17 protein-coding genes and 1 pseudogene are annotated in these 15826 nt (G+C 52.8%); 8 read left to right on the top strand and 10 right to left on the bottom strand.

All coding sequences use genetic code 11. From position 1 onward, the window contains the following. Positions 1-63 precede the first annotated feature (63 nt). Positions 64-981 (bottom strand): multidrug efflux transcriptional activator YnfL/SxtR(Kp), encoded by a 918-nt coding sequence (gene ynfL, locus NMC31_RS09140; RefSeq protein ID WP_253897706.1) that lies wholly within the window; start codon positions 979-981, stop codon positions 64-66. Between the two features lie 116 nt (positions 982-1097). Between ynfL and ynfM the strand changes: the two genes are divergently transcribed. The 5 genes from ynfM (at position 1098) to NMC31_RS09120 (ending at position 5543) form a co-directional block, all read left to right on the top strand. Then, positions 1098-2348, top strand: a complete 1251-nt coding sequence (gene ynfM / locus NMC31_RS09135; RefSeq protein ID WP_253897705.1) for a multidrug efflux MFS transporter YnfM/SxtP(Kp) — start codon at positions 1098-1100, stop codon at positions 2346-2348. A 99-nt stretch (positions 2349-2447) separates the two neighbouring features. Further along, complete coding sequence (locus tag NMC31_RS09130; RefSeq protein WP_253897704.1) at positions 2448-3932, top strand: carboxypeptidase M32; 1485 nt, start codon at positions 2448-2450, stop codon at positions 3930-3932. A gap of 153 nt (positions 3933-4085) precedes the next feature. Continuing rightward, on the top strand, positions 4086-4466 hold the full coding sequence (gene asr / locus NMC31_RS09125; protein ID WP_253897703.1) for an acid resistance repetitive basic protein Asr: 381 nt from the start codon (positions 4086-4088) through the stop codon (positions 4464-4466). Between the two features lie 69 nt (positions 4467-4535). Further along, positions 4536-4622 carry a small membrane protein YdgU gene (gene ydgU / locus NMC31_RS26365; RefSeq protein WP_456154103.1) on the top strand — a complete coding sequence of 29 codons (87 nt, stop codon included), beginning with the start codon at positions 4536-4538 and terminating at the stop codon, positions 4620-4622. Between the two features lie 102 nt (positions 4623-4724). Continuing rightward, the gene (locus NMC31_RS09120) at positions 4725-5543 is read left to right on the top strand and encodes a trypsin-like serine peptidase (protein ID WP_253897702.1); all 819 of its coding nucleotides are present in this window, start codon (positions 4725-4727) and stop codon (positions 5541-5543) included. An 82-nt stretch (positions 5544-5625) separates the two neighbouring features. On the opposite strand, the gene mdtI is transcribed toward NMC31_RS09120, so the two are convergent. From mdtI to NMC31_RS26265, 3 genes are all read right to left on the bottom strand, one after another. Further along, the gene (gene mdtI / locus NMC31_RS09115; protein WP_108474202.1) at positions 5626-5955 is read right to left on the bottom strand and encodes a multidrug/spermidine efflux SMR transporter subunit MdtI; all 330 of its coding nucleotides are present in this window, start codon (positions 5953-5955) and stop codon (positions 5626-5628) included. After that, a complete protein-coding gene (gene mdtJ / locus NMC31_RS09110; RefSeq protein WP_253897701.1) occupies positions 5942-6304 on the bottom strand; it encodes a multidrug/spermidine efflux SMR transporter subunit MdtJ in 363 nt (120 codons plus the stop codon). Before mdtJ ends, mdtI begins: the two co-directional genes overlap by 14 nt. Positions 6305-6420: 116 nt before the next feature. Then, positions 6421-6519, bottom strand: a complete 99-nt coding sequence (locus NMC31_RS26265) for a protein YdgV (protein ID WP_436649943.1) — start codon at positions 6517-6519, stop codon at positions 6421-6423. Between the two features lie 210 nt (positions 6520-6729). On the opposite strand from NMC31_RS26265, the gene NMC31_RS09105 reads away from it, so the two are divergent. Further along, a complete protein-coding gene (locus NMC31_RS09105) occupies positions 6730-7764 on the top strand; it encodes an AI-2E family transporter (RefSeq protein ID WP_108474200.1) in 1035 nt (344 codons plus the stop codon). Positions 7765-7811: 47 nt separating this feature from the next. Here the strand turns inward: NMC31_RS09105 and NMC31_RS09100 are convergent, their stop codons facing one another. Then, complete coding sequence (locus NMC31_RS09100; RefSeq protein ID WP_253897700.1) at positions 7812-9299, bottom strand: MFS transporter; 1488 nt, start codon at positions 9297-9299, stop codon at positions 7812-7814. 116 nt (positions 9300-9415) lie between these two features. Between NMC31_RS09100 and NMC31_RS09095 the strand changes: the two genes are divergently transcribed. After that, on the top strand, positions 9416-10015 hold the full coding sequence (locus NMC31_RS09095) for a TetR family transcriptional regulator (RefSeq protein WP_253897699.1): 600 nt from the start codon (positions 9416-9418) through the stop codon (positions 10013-10015). Here NMC31_RS09095 and NMC31_RS09090 read toward each other — a convergent pair. The 5 genes and pseudogenes from NMC31_RS09090 to NMC31_RS09070 all read right to left on the bottom strand — a co-directional run bounded on the left by NMC31_RS09090 (position 9992) and on the right by NMC31_RS09070 (position 14329). After that, a complete protein-coding gene (locus NMC31_RS09090; RefSeq protein WP_253897698.1) occupies positions 9992-11257 on the bottom strand; it encodes a Y-family DNA polymerase in 1266 nt (421 codons plus the stop codon). The two genes, NMC31_RS09095 and NMC31_RS09090, sit on opposite strands and share 24 nt — an antisense overlap. A 2-nt stretch (positions 11258-11259) precedes the next feature. Continuing rightward, on the bottom strand, positions 11260-11676 hold the full coding sequence (gene umuD, locus NMC31_RS09085; protein ID WP_149463832.1) for a translesion error-prone DNA polymerase V autoproteolytic subunit: 417 nt from the start codon (positions 11674-11676) through the stop codon (positions 11260-11262). Positions 11677-11794: 118 nt separating this feature from the next. Next, a pseudogene (locus NMC31_RS09080) lies at positions 11795-12430 on the bottom strand (mechanosensitive ion channel family protein); the annotation flags it as partial. A gap of 78 nt (positions 12431-12508) precedes the next feature. Beyond that, positions 12509-13552: a porin OmpA gene (ompA, locus tag NMC31_RS09075; protein ID WP_253897697.1), complete on the bottom strand. Its 1044-nt coding sequence runs from the start codon at positions 13550-13552 to the stop codon at positions 12509-12511. A gap of 147 nt (positions 13553-13699) precedes the next feature. Continuing rightward, positions 13700-14329 carry a winged helix-turn-helix transcriptional regulator gene (locus NMC31_RS09070; protein ID WP_253897696.1) on the bottom strand — a complete coding sequence of 210 codons (630 nt, stop codon included), beginning with the start codon at positions 14327-14329 and terminating at the stop codon, positions 13700-13702. 235 nt (positions 14330-14564) lie between these two features. Between NMC31_RS09070 and NMC31_RS09065 the strand changes: the two genes are divergently transcribed. Continuing rightward, positions 14565-15758, top strand: a complete 1194-nt coding sequence (locus NMC31_RS09065) for an OmpP1/FadL family transporter (protein WP_253897695.1) — start codon at positions 14565-14567, stop codon at positions 15756-15758. The last annotated feature ends 68 nt before the right edge of the window (positions 15759-15826 follow it).

Raw genomic sequence — 15826 nt, 5'->3', positions numbered from 1 at the left:
GTGAAGGACTTCAATGGGGTACGCCAAATTTTTCCTTAGCCTTGTGATTCGCCGCACATTTTTTCATGCTTTTTCGTCAGAAGTGCTTATCTTTGCCGCAGCCAGTAGCTGTTGCTTAAAGCGCTGGGCAGCCTGACTAAGTTCATGATGTTTAGACCACACCAGCCACATTTCTGAAACGGCATCCTTTTCAATGATGGGCACCCAGCGCATTTCCATGAGCTGCACACGCCGAAACGACGCCGGGAGTATTGATACCCCGAGCCCGGACGCCACCAGGCCAATAATGGTCATCGCCTCGCCCACTTCCTGGGTCATACGCGGCGTCACATCATAGCGACGCAGCAAGCCCAGGATATCGTCATACAGGCCCGTTCCCACGTGTGGATCGAAGAAGACAAAAGGCTCATCAGCCAGCTCTGTCAGACTTACTGCCCGCTGATTCGCTAACGGATGCTCATGATGAATCATCGCCAGCAGCGGCTCATGCAGGATCACCTCCCACTCCAGCGTGTCAGGAAGCTGCGTATTTCGCATCAAACCGAGATCCAGCGAACCTTCGGTTAGCGGCGAAATCTGCTCACGGGTATTGGTTTCGCGCGTCTGGATATGGACATCGGGATAGCGACGACGAAAGGTCGAGAGCGTATCGGATACCGCCTTAATAAAGGGGGCCGATGAGGTAAAGCCAATATTCAACTCACCCGTTTCGCCATGATGCAAACGCCCTGCGCGGGCGGCGGCGTCTTCAACCAGCAGCATGATTTGGCGGCTATCGGCAAGAAACTGCTTTCCCGCCGCCGTGAGATTTACGCTGCGGTTGGTACGGGCAAACAGACGGGCGCCGATTTGCTGTTCAAGTATCTGAATTTGCTGACTTAGCGGCGGCTGAGAAATATTAAGCCGGGCAGCGGCGCGACCAAAATGGAGCTCTTCCGCTACCGCAATAAAGTAGCGCAGATGACGCAACTCGATATTCATATTTGTTACATATCAATTGAGATTATTAATATATTAGACAGAATATTCGCGTTTTCCTACTCTAATTATGTGACCTACATCTCTATTACCTTTTGTTTTTACGCAAGGATCTCCCCGTGAGCCGTACAACCACCGCAGACAACGAACCGGCTATCGACGTCCGCGACAATGCCCCATCCAGGCCGAACCAGTTTATTACTCGCGGCACACCTCAATTTATTCGGGTTACCCTCGCACTTTTCTCCGCCGGGCTGGCGACCTTTGCCCTGCTCTACTGCGTTCAGCCGATTCTGCCGGTACTGTCACATAAGTTTGGTATCTCGCCCGCGGGAAGCAGTATTTCTCTGTCAATTTCCACAGCGATGCTGGCGATAGGGCTGCTCTTTACCGGGCCGCTTTCCGATGCCATTGGCCGCAAACAGGTTATGGTAACGGCGCTGCTGCTGGCATCGTGTTGCTCTCTCCTCTCCACGATGATGACCAGCTGGCACGGCATTCTGATCATGCGCGCGCTGATTGGTTTATCACTCAGCGGCGTGGCGGCGGTTGGCATGACCTACCTCAGTGAAGAGATTCACCCGAGTTTCGTCGCCTTCTCTATGGGCCTCTATATTAGCGGCAACTCAATAGGCGGGATGAGCGGACGCCTGCTCACCGGGGTTTTCACCGACTTCTTCGGCTGGCGTATCGCTCTGGCGGTGATCAGCGCCTTCGCGCTGGCTTCAGCAATTATGTTCTGGAAGATCCTCCCTGAATCGCGCCATTTCCGCCCGTCCTCCCTGCGCCCGAAAACGCTGCTGCTCAATTTCCGTCTGCACTGGCACGATCGCGGCCTGCCGCTGCTGTTTGTCGAAGGCTTCCTGCTGATGGGCGCGTTCGTTACCTTGTTTAACTATATCGGCTACCGCCTGATGCTCTCGCCCTGGTCGCTGAATCAGGCCGTGGTTGGCCTGCTCTCCGTCGCTTATCTCACGGGAACCTGGAGTTCACCGAAAGCTGGCATGATGACGGCCCGCTACGGTCGCGGCCCGGTGATGATCTTTTTCACAGGCGTCATGCTGCTCGGCCTGCTGCTGACGCTCTTCTCGCCGCTGTGGGTCATCTTCCCCGGCATGTTACTGTTTTCCGCAGGCTTCTTTGCCGCGCACTCGGTTGCCAGTAGCTGGATAGGCCCACGTGCACGACGTGCCAGAGGTCAGGCATCATCGCTTTATCTCTTCAGCTACTACCTGGGTTCCAGCATCGCCGGTACGCTGGGCGGCGTGTTCTGGCATCGTTACGGCTGGAATGGCGTCGGCGCGTTTATCGCCCTACTGCTGGTTGCGGCATTACTGGTTGGAACGTTGCTGCATAAGCGATTGCATTGATGGCGACGGGCGCGAATTTTTTGCGCCCGCTTATCGCCCTGTGATAGATCTGAATCTATCGGCGCGTGTCGCCTTCTCTCTTATAGAAAACAGGGCACTATGGAAAACAAAAACTACCAACACCTCACCCGCACCTTCCAGCGTCTCTCCCGTTTTTCACACCTTTCCGCCATCGCGGGCTGGGATATGTTTGCCATGATGCCGCCAGGCGGCAGCAACGTGCGTAGCGAAGCGCTGGCTGAACTTGGCGTGTTGCAGCACCAGATTCTGACCGATAAGCAGGTTGGTGAATGGCTGCGCAACGCGGAACAGGAAAATCTTAACGATCTCGAACAGGCTAACCTGCGTGAAATGGCACGTCATTATCAGCAGGCGGCCCTGTTGCCGGAAAGCCTGGTAGAAGCGAAATCGCTGGCCGGTAGCCGCTGCGAGCACGCCTGGCGAACGCAGCGCCCGAATAACGACTGGCAGGGCTTCGCGGAAAATCTAAAAGACGTGGTTAAACTCAGCCGGGAAGAAGCGCGTATCCGTGCGCAGGCCAAAGGTTGCTCACCCTATGATGCCCTGCTGGATATTTTTGAGCCTGACATGACCAGCGCTCGTCTGGACGTGTTGTTTGGCGATCTCAAATCCTGGCTGCCAGAACTGTTAACCAGCGCGGTAGAAAAACAGGCCAGCAAAACGCTAATTGCCCCGCAAGGCCCGTTCCCGGTTGAAAATCAGCGCCAGTTGGGGCTGGAAACGATGAAGCGCCTCGGCTTTGATTTTAACGCCGGTCGTCTGGACGTCAGCGCGCATCCTTTCTGCGGCGGCGTACCGGAAGATGTCCGCATCACTACCCGTTATAACGAGCATGATCTGTTAAGCGCCTTGTTTGGCGTGATCCACGAAACCGGACATGCGCGCTATGAGCAGAATCTGCCGCGGAACTGGCTGGGTCAGCCCATTTCTCACGCTCGATCTACTGCCATTCACGAATCGCAAAGTCTCTTTTTTGAGATGCAACTGGCGCGCAGTGACGCCTTCCTTCAGCATCTGCTTCCGGCCGTTGTTGAACAGTTTGGCCCGCAGCCCGCTTTTGAGGCCTCAAACTTTGTTGCCTGGAATCAGCGCGTGAAACCGGGCTTTATCCGTATTGATGCCGATGAAGTGAGTTACCCGGCGCACGTAATCCTGCGTTACGAAATTGAACGCGCGTTGATTGATGGCGAGATTGAAGTGGATGATATTCCCGCCCTGTGGGATGAAAAAATGCGTCACTGGCTGGGGCTCTCGACGGAAGGGAACTACCGCGATGGTTGTATGCAGGATATTCACTGGACCGACGGCGGCTTCGGTTATTTCCCTTCCTACACGCTGGGCGCGATGTACGCCGCGCAATTGATGCATGCGGCGCGTAATGCAATGCCGGATCTCGAATCACGTATTGCCAGCGGTGATTTCAGCACGTTGTTCGAGTGGCTGCGTCAGAATATCTGGCAGCACGGTAGCCGCTTCGGAACCTCGCAGCTTATTCAGCAGGCGACTGGCGAAGACCTCAATAGCCGCTATTTCCGCGAACATCTAACCGCCCGCTATCTGTAATTCCTCTCACGCCGGGGGGCTCTCCTCCGGCGTTGTACATTCCGTTACACGCCGATACCAATCACTCACGGAAAGCCTGATAACTCAGGGATATAGTTCTTTCAACGGCCCCGCAGTGGGGTTGAATGAAAAAACCAATTCGAGGGTATGAGAATGAAAAAAGTATTAGCTCTGGTTGTTGCCGCTGCTATGGGTCTGTCATCTGCTGCATTCGCTGCTGAAACTACTGCTGCTCCGGCACCGGCTGCTACCGCAACCGCTAAAGCTGCACCGGCAAAAACCATGCATCACAAAAAACATCAGAAAGCCGCCGCAGAACAGAAAGCGCAGGCTGCAAAAAAACACCACAAAAAAGCGGCTAAAACCGAAGCGACCAAACCGGTAGAACAGAAAGCGCAAGCTGCTAAGAAACATAAAAAACATGAAGCCGCAAAACCGGCTGCTGCTGAGCAGAAAGCCCAGGCAGCAAAAAAACATCATAAAAAAGCAGTAAAACACGAAGCCGCTAAACCAGCCGCTCAGCCTGCTGCCTAATCGTCACCGTTCGTATCGTTCCGATGACAAATCGGCGCTGTTTCAGCGCCGATTTTTTCCTGGAGAGCAATGATGTTGCGGCGCTATCGTTTCGAGCTCATCCTGGCTTTACTCATCGTCTGCGCACTGATCGCAACGCGATTTTTCCTTTACTGAGCGTAGTTCGCTGATTTTACTCCCCCTTTTCATTTGTCCCGTCTATAGTAATCACATTGGGTTTAACTTTTTATAATCATAATTACCCCACCAGAGAGTGATATGCGTAGAGCTGTTTTCGTTTTACTGGGATCGTTGAGCGCGCTGTCGATGGCTGTACATGCGGATGACGGCGATAGCGGCATGAGCGCGAAAGATGTCAAAACGCTGTTTTTCGGTCAGGACGATCGCACCCTTGTGACCGATTCAACAGACTCCCCCTGGGATGCTATCGGTCAACTGGAAACCGTCAGTGGTAACCTGTGCACCGCCACCCTCATTTCGCCCCATCTGGCGTTAACCGCCGGACATTGTTTGCTGACGCCTCCTAATGGCAAGCCGGATAAAGCGGTCGCGTTGCGTTTTGTGTCCCAGAAAGGCGTCTGGCGTTATGAAATTCACGGCATTGAAGGCCGTGTTGATCCTTCGCTTGGTAAACGCCTGAAACCCGATGGCGATGGCTGGATTGTTCCGTCTGCCGCCGCGCCGTGGGATTTTGGCTTAATTATTTTACGTTACCCGCCGGGAGGTATTACGCCGCTGCCGCTGTTCGAGGGCGATAAAGCCGCGCTCACCGCCGCATTGAAGGCCGCGGACCGTAAAGTGACACAATCGGGCTACCCGGAAGATCACCTTGATTCGCTGTACAGCCATCAAGACTGCGTGGTCACCGGATGGGCGCAAACGTCGGTGCTCTCGCATCAGTGCGATACGCTACCGGGCGATAGCGGTTCGCCATTAATGTTAAAGACCGATAACGGCTGGCAATTGATTGCGGTACAGAGTTCGGCACCAGGGCCGAAAGATCGCTGGCGCGCGGATAACCGGGCCATTTCGGTGACGGGTTTTCGTGATAAGCTGGAAGCACTGGCGACAGAGTAATCTTTGCGCCGGGTGGCGCTACGCTTACCTGGCCTACAACGCTTGCGCATTTCTTAGGCCTGATAAACGTAGCGCCCTGCCATCAGGCCATTTTAATCAGCACCATGCCGACTATCAGCAGACCGAGGCCCATCCAGCCTTTGTTATTCAGGCGTTGACCAAACAGGATCCAGCCCGCCGCCAGCGTAGCCATAATCCCGAAGGCCCCCCATAACGCATAGGCTACGGATAAATCAATACCTTTTACCGCCTGCGACAAGGCGCTAAACGCGGCCAGTACTGCGGAGATGGAAAGCACGCCATAGAATTTGCGGCGAAAACCGTCCGAGAACTTCAGAAAGATATTCGCGATAATTTCCAGTACGATTGCCAGCCCCAGCCAGGCGGCATGAACCCACTCAAACTGTTGCATGGTGAGCCTCCACCGGCTGAGATTTCACTTTGCGGGTACCGGATTTAATCAACACAATCCCCACCACCAGCGTCGCCAGACCGGCAATCTTCATCGCCGACAGGGCTTCATCAAACAACATGACGCTGAACAGCGTAATGAGCAAAATACCAATACCTTCCCACAAGGCATAGGCCACACCCAGCGCGATTTTTTTAACCGCGAAGGCGAGAAAAATATAAGAGATGGCAATCATTACCAGCATCAAAATAAAGCCAGCAGAACCGTGACTGACAGCGGCCCATTTCATAGACAGCGTGCCGATAATTTCAGCGACGATCGCAAGGGATAAAAGAATCCAGTAAAACATGTTATTTCTCCTGCTTGAGAATATATTCCGTTGCGGCTCACAGCGAGGTGCAAACCGTAAAATCCAGGTTGTAATGAGTCCTGACGGCGAGCGTCAGTTCAGGCAGAAGAAATAGACTAAAGCGCGTTGCGCCAGTGTTGCTCTGCACAGAGCAAGGAAGAGGTAGGTAAAGCTGTAGTGTGAGTAGAAATGGAAGTTTCGAACTGATTGTCCATAAAAATACAATTATCCGCGGTATTGCTTCTCTTCGTTGCGGAAAAAAATTGTCCTCGGTAGTTAAACACAGCTAATTTTTAGCACAACCTTCTGATTAACTCAAAATATTTTCAGATCTTTACCATAAATATTAGATCTAAGTGATTTCCTTCTCAGACCGTTCGCAATTATGATATTCAGGCTGGTTGTACACTTTTTCAGGAACCCTTATGGCTAAGCCCATCATTACGCTTAATGGATTAAAAATTGTCATCATGCTGGGCATGCTGGTCATCATTTTGACGGGTATTCGTTTTGCGGCGGATATCATCGTTCCCTTCGTGCTGGCGCTGTTTATCGCCGTGGTGCTTAACCCGGTCGTGCAGTTGATGACCCGCTGGCGCATTCCCCGCGTGCTGGCTATCTCTTTACTGATCTGCCTGATTATTATGGTTGCCGTCCTGCTGCTGGCGTCACTCGGCACTTCGCTTAATGAGCTGGCGCGCACATTGCCGCAGTACCGTTCGTCCCTACAGGTGCCGCTACAGAATATTCAGCCCTGGCTGGAGCGCTTTGGCGTGACAGTCTCGGCAGATGAGTTGATTAAATATATCGACCCCAACGCCGCGATGACCTTTGTCACCAGCCTGTTGACACAGCTCTCTAACGCGATGTCTTCGATTTTTCTTCTGTTGTTAACCGTGGTGTTTATGCTGCTGGAAGTGCCGCAGCTTCCGGCCAAACTCCAGCAACTGATGGTCAAACCGACAGAAGGAATGGCGGCGATCCAGCGGGCGATCGACAGCGTTTCACATTATCTGGTGCTGAAAACGGCAATAAGCCTGGTGACCGGCCTGGTGGCGTGGGGCATGCTCGAAGCGCTGGGCGTACGTTTCGCGTTTGTCTGGGGGCTGCTCGCCTTCGCGCTGAACTATATCCCTAACATCGGTTCCGTGCTGGCGGCGATCCCGCCGATTTTACAGGTGCTGGTTTTTGGCGGGTTTTATCAGGCGCTGATTGTGCTGGCAGGATATCTGCTGATCAACCTGCTGTTCGGTAATATCCTCGAACCGCGCATTATGGGACGCGGGCTCGGGCTGTCAACGCTGGTGGTCTTTCTGTCGTTGATCTTCTGGGGATGGTTGCTTGGGCCCGTGGGGATGCTGCTTTCGGTACCGCTCACCATTGTGGTCAAGATTGCCCTTGAGCAAACCATCGGCGGCAGGAGTATTGCCGTGCTGTTGAGCGATCTCAGCGATAAGTGACAATGTCACATAATGCTGCCGACATCTTGTCGGCAGCATTCCTTCTTTTACGTTCTCCCCGCTTTTGCCAGACTAAACCACATCCCAACCGCCAGCAGTAACAGCATCATCCCGGCACTGCTTAACGCGACGCTGTGCGAGAAGGTAAACGCGGTACGTGCGGCATTAATCGTGGCCTCGGCAAGCGTCGGCGTCAGGGTTTGCGCCGCTTTAACCGCTTCGCCAATCGACGACGAGGCGCGCGCCGCGATATCCCCCGTCAGCCCTTCCGGCAGAATAATCGACCCGGAAAAACTGCGGCTCAGCAGTAAGCCAAAGACGGCAATGCCTAACCCCGCGCCCAGTTCATACGCCATGGTTTCAATTGCCCCGGCGGCCGCCGCTTTTTCCTTCGGCGCTGCGGCCATAATCGCCGCCGTTGACGCCAGCAAGGCGCTGGCGGCGCTAAACCCGAGTAAGACCATCAGCCCCCACGCCTGCCACTGTTGTGTGCTGAAATCCAGCATCGACAGCCCGAGGAAGCTCAGTGCACTCAGTGCCATGCCGCTCGTTGCCACAGTACGCAGGCCAAGTCGCGCGACCAGCACACCCGCTATCGGGCCGCTGAAACCACTGGCCACCATCAGCGGCAGCATAAACTTCCCGGCTTCGAACGGCGTGAAACCATGTACAAACTGCAGTTCCTGCGCCATCAGCAGCTCAAAACCGACCAGCGCAATCATTGCCGTCATCGCCATCACCACGCCACTCAAAATAATGCGGTGGCTGAACAGACGCATATCGATCATCGGCTTCACCGCACGAAGCTGGATACGAACAAACATCGTTAATAACAGTGCGCCGGTGACGAACGCCCCGCCGATAATCCACGGCGTAACCAGCCCTTTCATCGCGGTTTTGGCGCTATACACCAGCAGCAGGATCGCCACAATCAGCATAATGGCGTGACTCAGGTTTAACGGCTGATCGCGTCGGCCTGGCTGCTGCGGCACGAAGCGCGCGGAAAGCGCCATCACCAGCAACACGATGGGGACGTTAATCAGGAATACCGAGCCCCAGTAGAAGTGCTCCAGCAACATGCCGCCAATCAATGGGCCAAAGGCTGCCCCACCGGAACCGACCGCAGCCCAGACGCCAAGCGCAATGTTACGATGACGCGCATCAATAAACAGCGTGCGGATCCCGGCAAGAGTCGCCGGAACGATCATTGCCGCACCAATCGCCAGTACGGCGCGCGCCGCAATCAGCCAACCTGCATCGGGCGCAAACGCGGCTGCCAGCGACGCCAGGCCAAACAATCCGCTGCCGAGCAACAGCAGGCGTTTAAAACCGATGCGGTCGCCCAGCGCCCCCATCGGCAGTACCATTCCCGCCATCACCAGCGAGTAGATATCAATGATCCACAGTAACTCGTTGCCGCTTGCCCCAAGCGTCATACTCAACGTCGGCGCCGCCACATGCAGCACCGTCGCATCGATGGCGACCGGAATATAGACCAGCACGATAATCACTAACGCTAACCACTGACGAAACATAATTCTCCCTCATTTATTAAAGTTGGACATCCGTCCAGAACGCGATCCTACGGAAAGTTGAACAACTGTCCAGCTTTTTGTTAAACTCGTTACGCGATTATTGAGGATGAAAAATTATGGGTTATCTGAGTAAGGACGAACGACGGGAAGAAATTATGCAGGCGGCGATGCGCGTGGCGCTGGCCGAAGGTTTTCCCGCCATGACCGTCAGGCGGATCGCCACGGAAGCCAACGTTGCCACAGGCCAGGTCCATCACCATTTTGCTTCGGCGGGCGAACTCAAAGCCCAGGCGTTTATTCGCTTAACCCGTACTCTGCTGGATGCTAATCCATTGCCAGAAAGCGCCACGTGGCGTGAACGTTTATGCTCGATGCTCGGCAGCGATGATGGCGGGTTTGAGCCCTATATTCGCCTCTGGCGGGAAGCGCAGCTGATTGCCGCGAAAGATCCTGATATCAAGGCGGCTTATATTTTCACTATGCATATCTGGCATGACGAAACCACGGCGATTATCCGCCAGGGCCACGCAGCGCAGGAGTTTACCCTGCGCGACAGCCCAGAGCACATCGCCTGGCGGCTGATTGCGCTGGTTTGCGGACTGGATGGCATGTACGCACTGGGAATGACGGATATTGATGACGACGCCTTTAACCGGCATGTGGACGCCGCGATCGCCCTGGAGCTGTTTTCACTACCGCGCACACACAATATCTGACATGCGCGTGGTATAGCGCGGTGAGAGCAGTTCCCGTTTCATCTGCCACGGCTGCGCGATACCCTGCCCGGCAAAATAGAGCGTCCCGCGCCCGCTCTTGTGATTAATGGCATCTAACACGCTCATTAACGCTTCGCTGTCCGCGCGCGGGGCATTGTCATCAAACAGATTCAGCTGCGCAACGCCCTGGCTGAAAAAATCCCCCAACATTACGCCCGCTTTCTGATAGCGTCGCCCTTCTTTCCAGATAACCTCCAGACAGCGCGTTGCGGCCTGAATAATATCGCGGCTATCCTGAGTAGGTGTCAGCAGTTTTACCGATGCACTATTGCCGTAGTAAGGCTGCCCGGCGGCAAACGGAGATGTTTTAATAAATGCCGAAATAAACCGGCAATACTGATGTTCAAGACGCAGCTTCTCTGCCGCCCGGCACGCATATTCACAAATGGCCTGACGCATATCGTCGTAATCCGTTACCGGCGCGCCAAAGGAACGGGAACTGATAATCTCCTGCTTCACCGGCACAAACTCTTCCAGTTCAAGACACGTCTCGCCGCGCAGCTCGCGCACCGTGCGTTCCAGTACCACGCTAAAATGTTTACGGATGAAGCGAATATCTGTATCCGCGAGATCCAGCACGGTATGAATACCCATCGCTTCCAGCTTTTTGCTGATCCGCCGGCCGATGCCCCACACTTCACTGACCGGGAATGCCGCCATCAGTTTACGCTGTTTTTCGAGGCTGGAGAGATCAACCACGCCGCCCGTTTGATGCTGCCATTTTTTTGCCGCATGGTTCGCCAGCTTGGCGAGGGTTTTGGTTTGCGCGATCCCCACCCCGACGGTTAAATGCATGTGTTGACTGATTGTTTCGCGAATTTCACGACCGAAATCGGTCAAATCACGGCAATTTCTGACACCAGTAAGATCGCAAAACGCTTCGTCGATACTGTAGATTTCCACTCTCGGAGCCAGCGCTTCCAGGGTCGTCATCACGCGTTCTGACATATCCGCGTAAAGCTCATAATTGCTGCTAAACGCTATCACGCCGTGACGGCGGAACTGCTCCTTTTGCTTAAAATAGGGTTCTCCCATCGCGACCAGTGACTTCGCCTCTGCGCTACGGGCAATGACGCAACCATCGTTATTCGACAGCACCACCACCGGTTTGCCTTTGAGATCCGGCCTGAACACCGTTTCGCAGGAGGCATAAAAACTGTTCACATCCACCAGCGCAAACATGATCAGCAGGCCGCTTTCACGATAAACGTCACCACGCCGAAGATATCCAGCGGCACATCTTCGTTGATGCGGATAGGCACATATGCCGGGTTACAGGGCACCAATTGGATGATCGGACGCAGTTGCAGGCGCTTGACGGTAAATTCGCCATCAACCGCGGCAATAACAATATCGCCATGCCCGGCAGTTCTGGCGCTATCGACCACCAGCAAGTCGCCATTGCCGATACCGGCGTCGATCATGGAATCACCCGCCGCGCGGACAAAATAGGTCGCACTGGGGTGCGCCACCATAAACTCGTTGAGATCGATACCGCGCTCAACGTAGTCGCGTGCCGGGCTGGGAAAACCACATGCCACTAAGTCACTGAAAAGAGGCGTAATTACGCTCTCGCGTTGTTCTGCAAGTTTGTACATCATAACTGTAAACACCACATACTGTATTTATATACAGTATTATGGATTTCAGGAATGAATCAAGCCACTTTTCACGGAGAAAGAAAAACGCGTTGAAGTGTAGAGGAATTTAATTTGCCCGCTATTTGCTGCCCTCAGGCGGAGCAGCAGGCGGCATGTACCAGTTCTCTTTGGCAACCATCACCGTCCTCTCAGGCTGCATCACAAAGTTTGGCGACATAATCTGCACGTTGAATTCGTTAAAGACATCCTGAATATTGCTAAACAGTGCGTTTCGGGCGGCGGCAAGGGACTGGCCCGGCTGCAATCGCACCTGAAGTTCATAGGCAATATACCAGTCCATCAGGCTCAACTGGCGCACCAGTGGCGCGATAGTCAGGTCAATCCCTTTTGCCCGTTTTGCCGCCAGTTCCAGCATCGCATGAACCTGACGCCAGGGCGTGTCGTAACCGATCGTCACACCCACGGTTAAGTTGATACCACCATCCGCACTCTGCACGCTAAGGTTAGTGATTTTCCCACTCACCACCACCGCGTTGGGAACGGTCACTACGTAATTTTCACGGGTGATAATTTTTGTCGCCAGCATACCGATTTCACTGACCAGACCTTCGTTATCCGCCACTCGAATGACATCGCCTTTGCGTAGCGCGCGTGAATAAATCAGCACTAACCCGCTCATGGCCTGGTTCATCACGCCCGCCGAGCCTGGCGTGAGCATTAACCCAAAGAAGACGCTAATCCCTTTAAAGGCAACACCATAACCGATAGCGCCCCGGTGACGCGATCACCGGGGCGTTTTGTCATTTCAGACCGGGATTAACATTGGCGATGACTATTTTTCGGCAATATTAATGACCACCCGGCGATCCGCAGACAAACAGGTGATCAGTTGATTACCCGACTGCCCGTCACAACGATTTCCGGTGACGGGTTCACTTTCACCTCGCCCTTCAGCTGAGATATTTTGTGCCGGGAATCCCTGGGCAATCAGTTCGTCGGCAACGGACTGGGCGCGACGTGCAGACAGCTGCTGGTTGTAATTGGCACTGCCAATACGATCGCTATAACCAACCACAACTGTCGTTTTATCATTGGCTGGCTGTACACCCGGCGCATGGTAAAGCTGATTGATTGCGGCTTTCCCTTGCGCAGAAAGCTGAGCTGAGTTGTAGCCAAACAGCACATCAGATTTGAGAGTAAACTGCTGTGGTTCAGGCGCAGGCAACGGTGCGGCAACCGGCGTATTAACAACAGATTCATCATCATGCTGACCAAAACGGTATGAAATACCTGCCGTTACCGAACTGACATCGCTGCTCACGCCAATCTGATTAGCATTCCCGACATTACTGACCCATTGATACTCTAAGCGCCCTGCCCAGTTTTTATTAAACGCATATTCCGTACCGACAGCCGCAAGCGGTCTGACGCCCGTTTCAAAGCGATTGTGCCCACCGATATCAGACTCTGCACGATACCCCATCGCCCCTGCCCGGCCATAAATATCCCATTTACTGGTTAACCCGTAACTGGCTTTAAGCGACATTTGTAAGCCCTGGCTTTTCATTTTCGCCCCGGACGCACCATGATTACCCTGAATTTGCATATTCCCCAGGTAATCATATCCGCCTTCGACCGCTAACCACGGTGTAATCTGATAACCGGTAAAGACGCCGCCGCCCACGTTATCACGATCAAAATCAAATTGATCGCCATTGTGCGCGTTATCGCCCTGTTCCTGATCGGTATGAGAGTCAAAATAGTGTGACCACCCAAATTTAGTGCCACCGTACCAGGTACCCGCATCCGCCGCTGCAAAAGCCGTTGAGGCCGTAAACGCATTGACGATAATCAGAGTAATGAGAGTCTTTTTCATATATATCCCGTTATGAGCTTGCTTAAATTAATGCTGTATCTGTTTAAGTGCGCTCACAATAAATCCAAAATCTCACTCTGATAATCTATTTATTGTTTATTTTTGGACAATGGCTCAACACGCCTCATCATTAAGATGCACAGGCTATCAAAAATTCTCCGGGAGATTATTAACCGCCGTCAGATAACCCCCTCTTTTAAATGAGATATATTCACCTTTACTCAATGCGGAAATAACGTTCAAAATGCTACTGCGCGATAAAAGCGTACGGTCCTGAATATACTCAAGGATAGAGGTGCGCATCCGCGTAGCATCGGGTAACAGAATCATCTCCAGTAAATGGCTTCGGATGACAGAGTATGTTCGCTGCTGCACCACCAGCGCATCCCGATAAAAAAGATATGCCGTATGGTAGGAAAGTAATGCCGCAACGTCCGCCCACAGACCTTCTTTAGTAAAAATCTCGGTAGCCTTTGTTGCATCGACGCGCAACATTGTCGATTCGGTTTCAACCCGGAAAATATGTCCACGAACCGGTTGGATCATTTCTGCGATGCCAAAAAGATGCGGATCATAGACGGTAACAATCAGCAAGCCATCTGACGCCCGCAATATAGAGAGCTCACCCTCCATAAAAATATAGAGTTGTTGCTTGCCTTTATGCGTCCATGTCATACGCTTGCGTGGCGGAATACTTACGCTTTCAGCGACAGGGGCCAGGGCTGCCGTCAAGCGTTGTATACTGGCCTCTGGTCGAACGGGAGACAATATATTCATTGTGATTCCTGATAATAATAATGACTGGAGTATAGCTTACCGCTATCTCAGTGCAATGCACTAAAAATGGCATTATCCCTTACGCTGCTGAAGGCGGGCAGAATTTATATTTAAACAAATTCAGTTCACCTTCAAATCCGTGTTCAACCTATACTGATGTAAATCTTTTTGTGATACCCGCCATTCCCTACCCCCGTCACAACACACTGACAAAATTTTCAGGCAGCAAAATACGATGAAAAAAAACATTCTATTATTAACCTGCATAGCCGTTATCTGCCCTACGCACGCCGCAGGATTATATCTTTATGAGATAGCCACTGAAGACACTGGCTTAGCTTCCGCCGGGCAAGCGGCTCGTGCGCAGGATGCTTCAACGCTCGCCACTAATCCCGCAGGAATGACACGATTACCCGACCGTATGGTTACTGGCGGCTTACAGATGCTTTATGGCGATGCAAATTACAGAATGGACAACGATGCCGGGCTACAGGGAAAAAGCCCGGGCAATATTATCGGATGGTTTCCAGGAGCCAGTGCATTTTATACGCAAAGAATAAATAACGATGTCACCGTCGGAATAGGTATGTACGGCAATTATGGTCTGGGGCTGGATTTTGGCAATTGGGCGGGTTCGCGTTTAATCAGTAAAAGTACATTACTCGGGCTGACCATTAGCCCTGCTGTGGCCTGGAAAGTGAATGACCGTCTTTCAGTTGGCCTGGCACCCGGCATCAATTACGGTTACCTCTCCCTGACGCGTCAGGTTGATGGCCAGGATGAAAACCAGGCTGACCACGACTGGGCGATGAATTATCGCCTTGGTATGTTGTTCGACATCACGAAACAAACTCGCGCGGGGCTAACGTGGCAAAGTAAGACCGACTACCATTTTTCAATTAACGCCACCGCCCGACTGCCACAGGCTGGTAATACCGCCGACTTCACACTGCCCATGTCTGCACAGGTTAATGCTCCGCAGCAGGTTATGTTTAGTCTGGTGCATGATGTTAATAGCCAATGGTCCGTTATGGGTAATCTTGGTTGGCAGGACTGGAGTGCCTACAACACTAATCAAATAGCCGTCAATGGCAACCCGGTTGAGCATAATAATCGACTAAAGGATACCTGGCATACCGCATTAGGCGTGCAATACAGGCCGAACGAAAAATGGCGACTGAATACCGGTGTCGCGTGGGACAGCAGCTTTTATCGCACACAAGGCGATACTGCGTTGACCATGCCATCAGGGCAGGCCTGGCGATGGGGTATTGGCGGGCAATATCAAATTACGCCGAACAGTAACATTGGTGTCGCAGTAGAGTACTTAAAAATGGCATCGGCAAAAGTCTCTACACCCGCCATCAAAGGGGAATTTACGCGTCCTTCAATTCTATTTTTAAGTGCTAACTACAGCTATACCTTTTAAAAGGTACAACGTTTATTTTTAAACAATCTAACGTTATGCCGTTTTTCTCGACAGTGATATTCTTATGG

Origin of the sequence: Pseudocitrobacter vendiensis (genome assembly GCF_943590815.1) — a bacterium.
GTDB classification, from domain to species: Bacteria; Pseudomonadota; Gammaproteobacteria; order Enterobacterales; family Enterobacteriaceae; genus Pseudocitrobacter; species Pseudocitrobacter vendiensis.
This window is presented reverse-complemented; position numbering and strand designations above follow the sequence as displayed.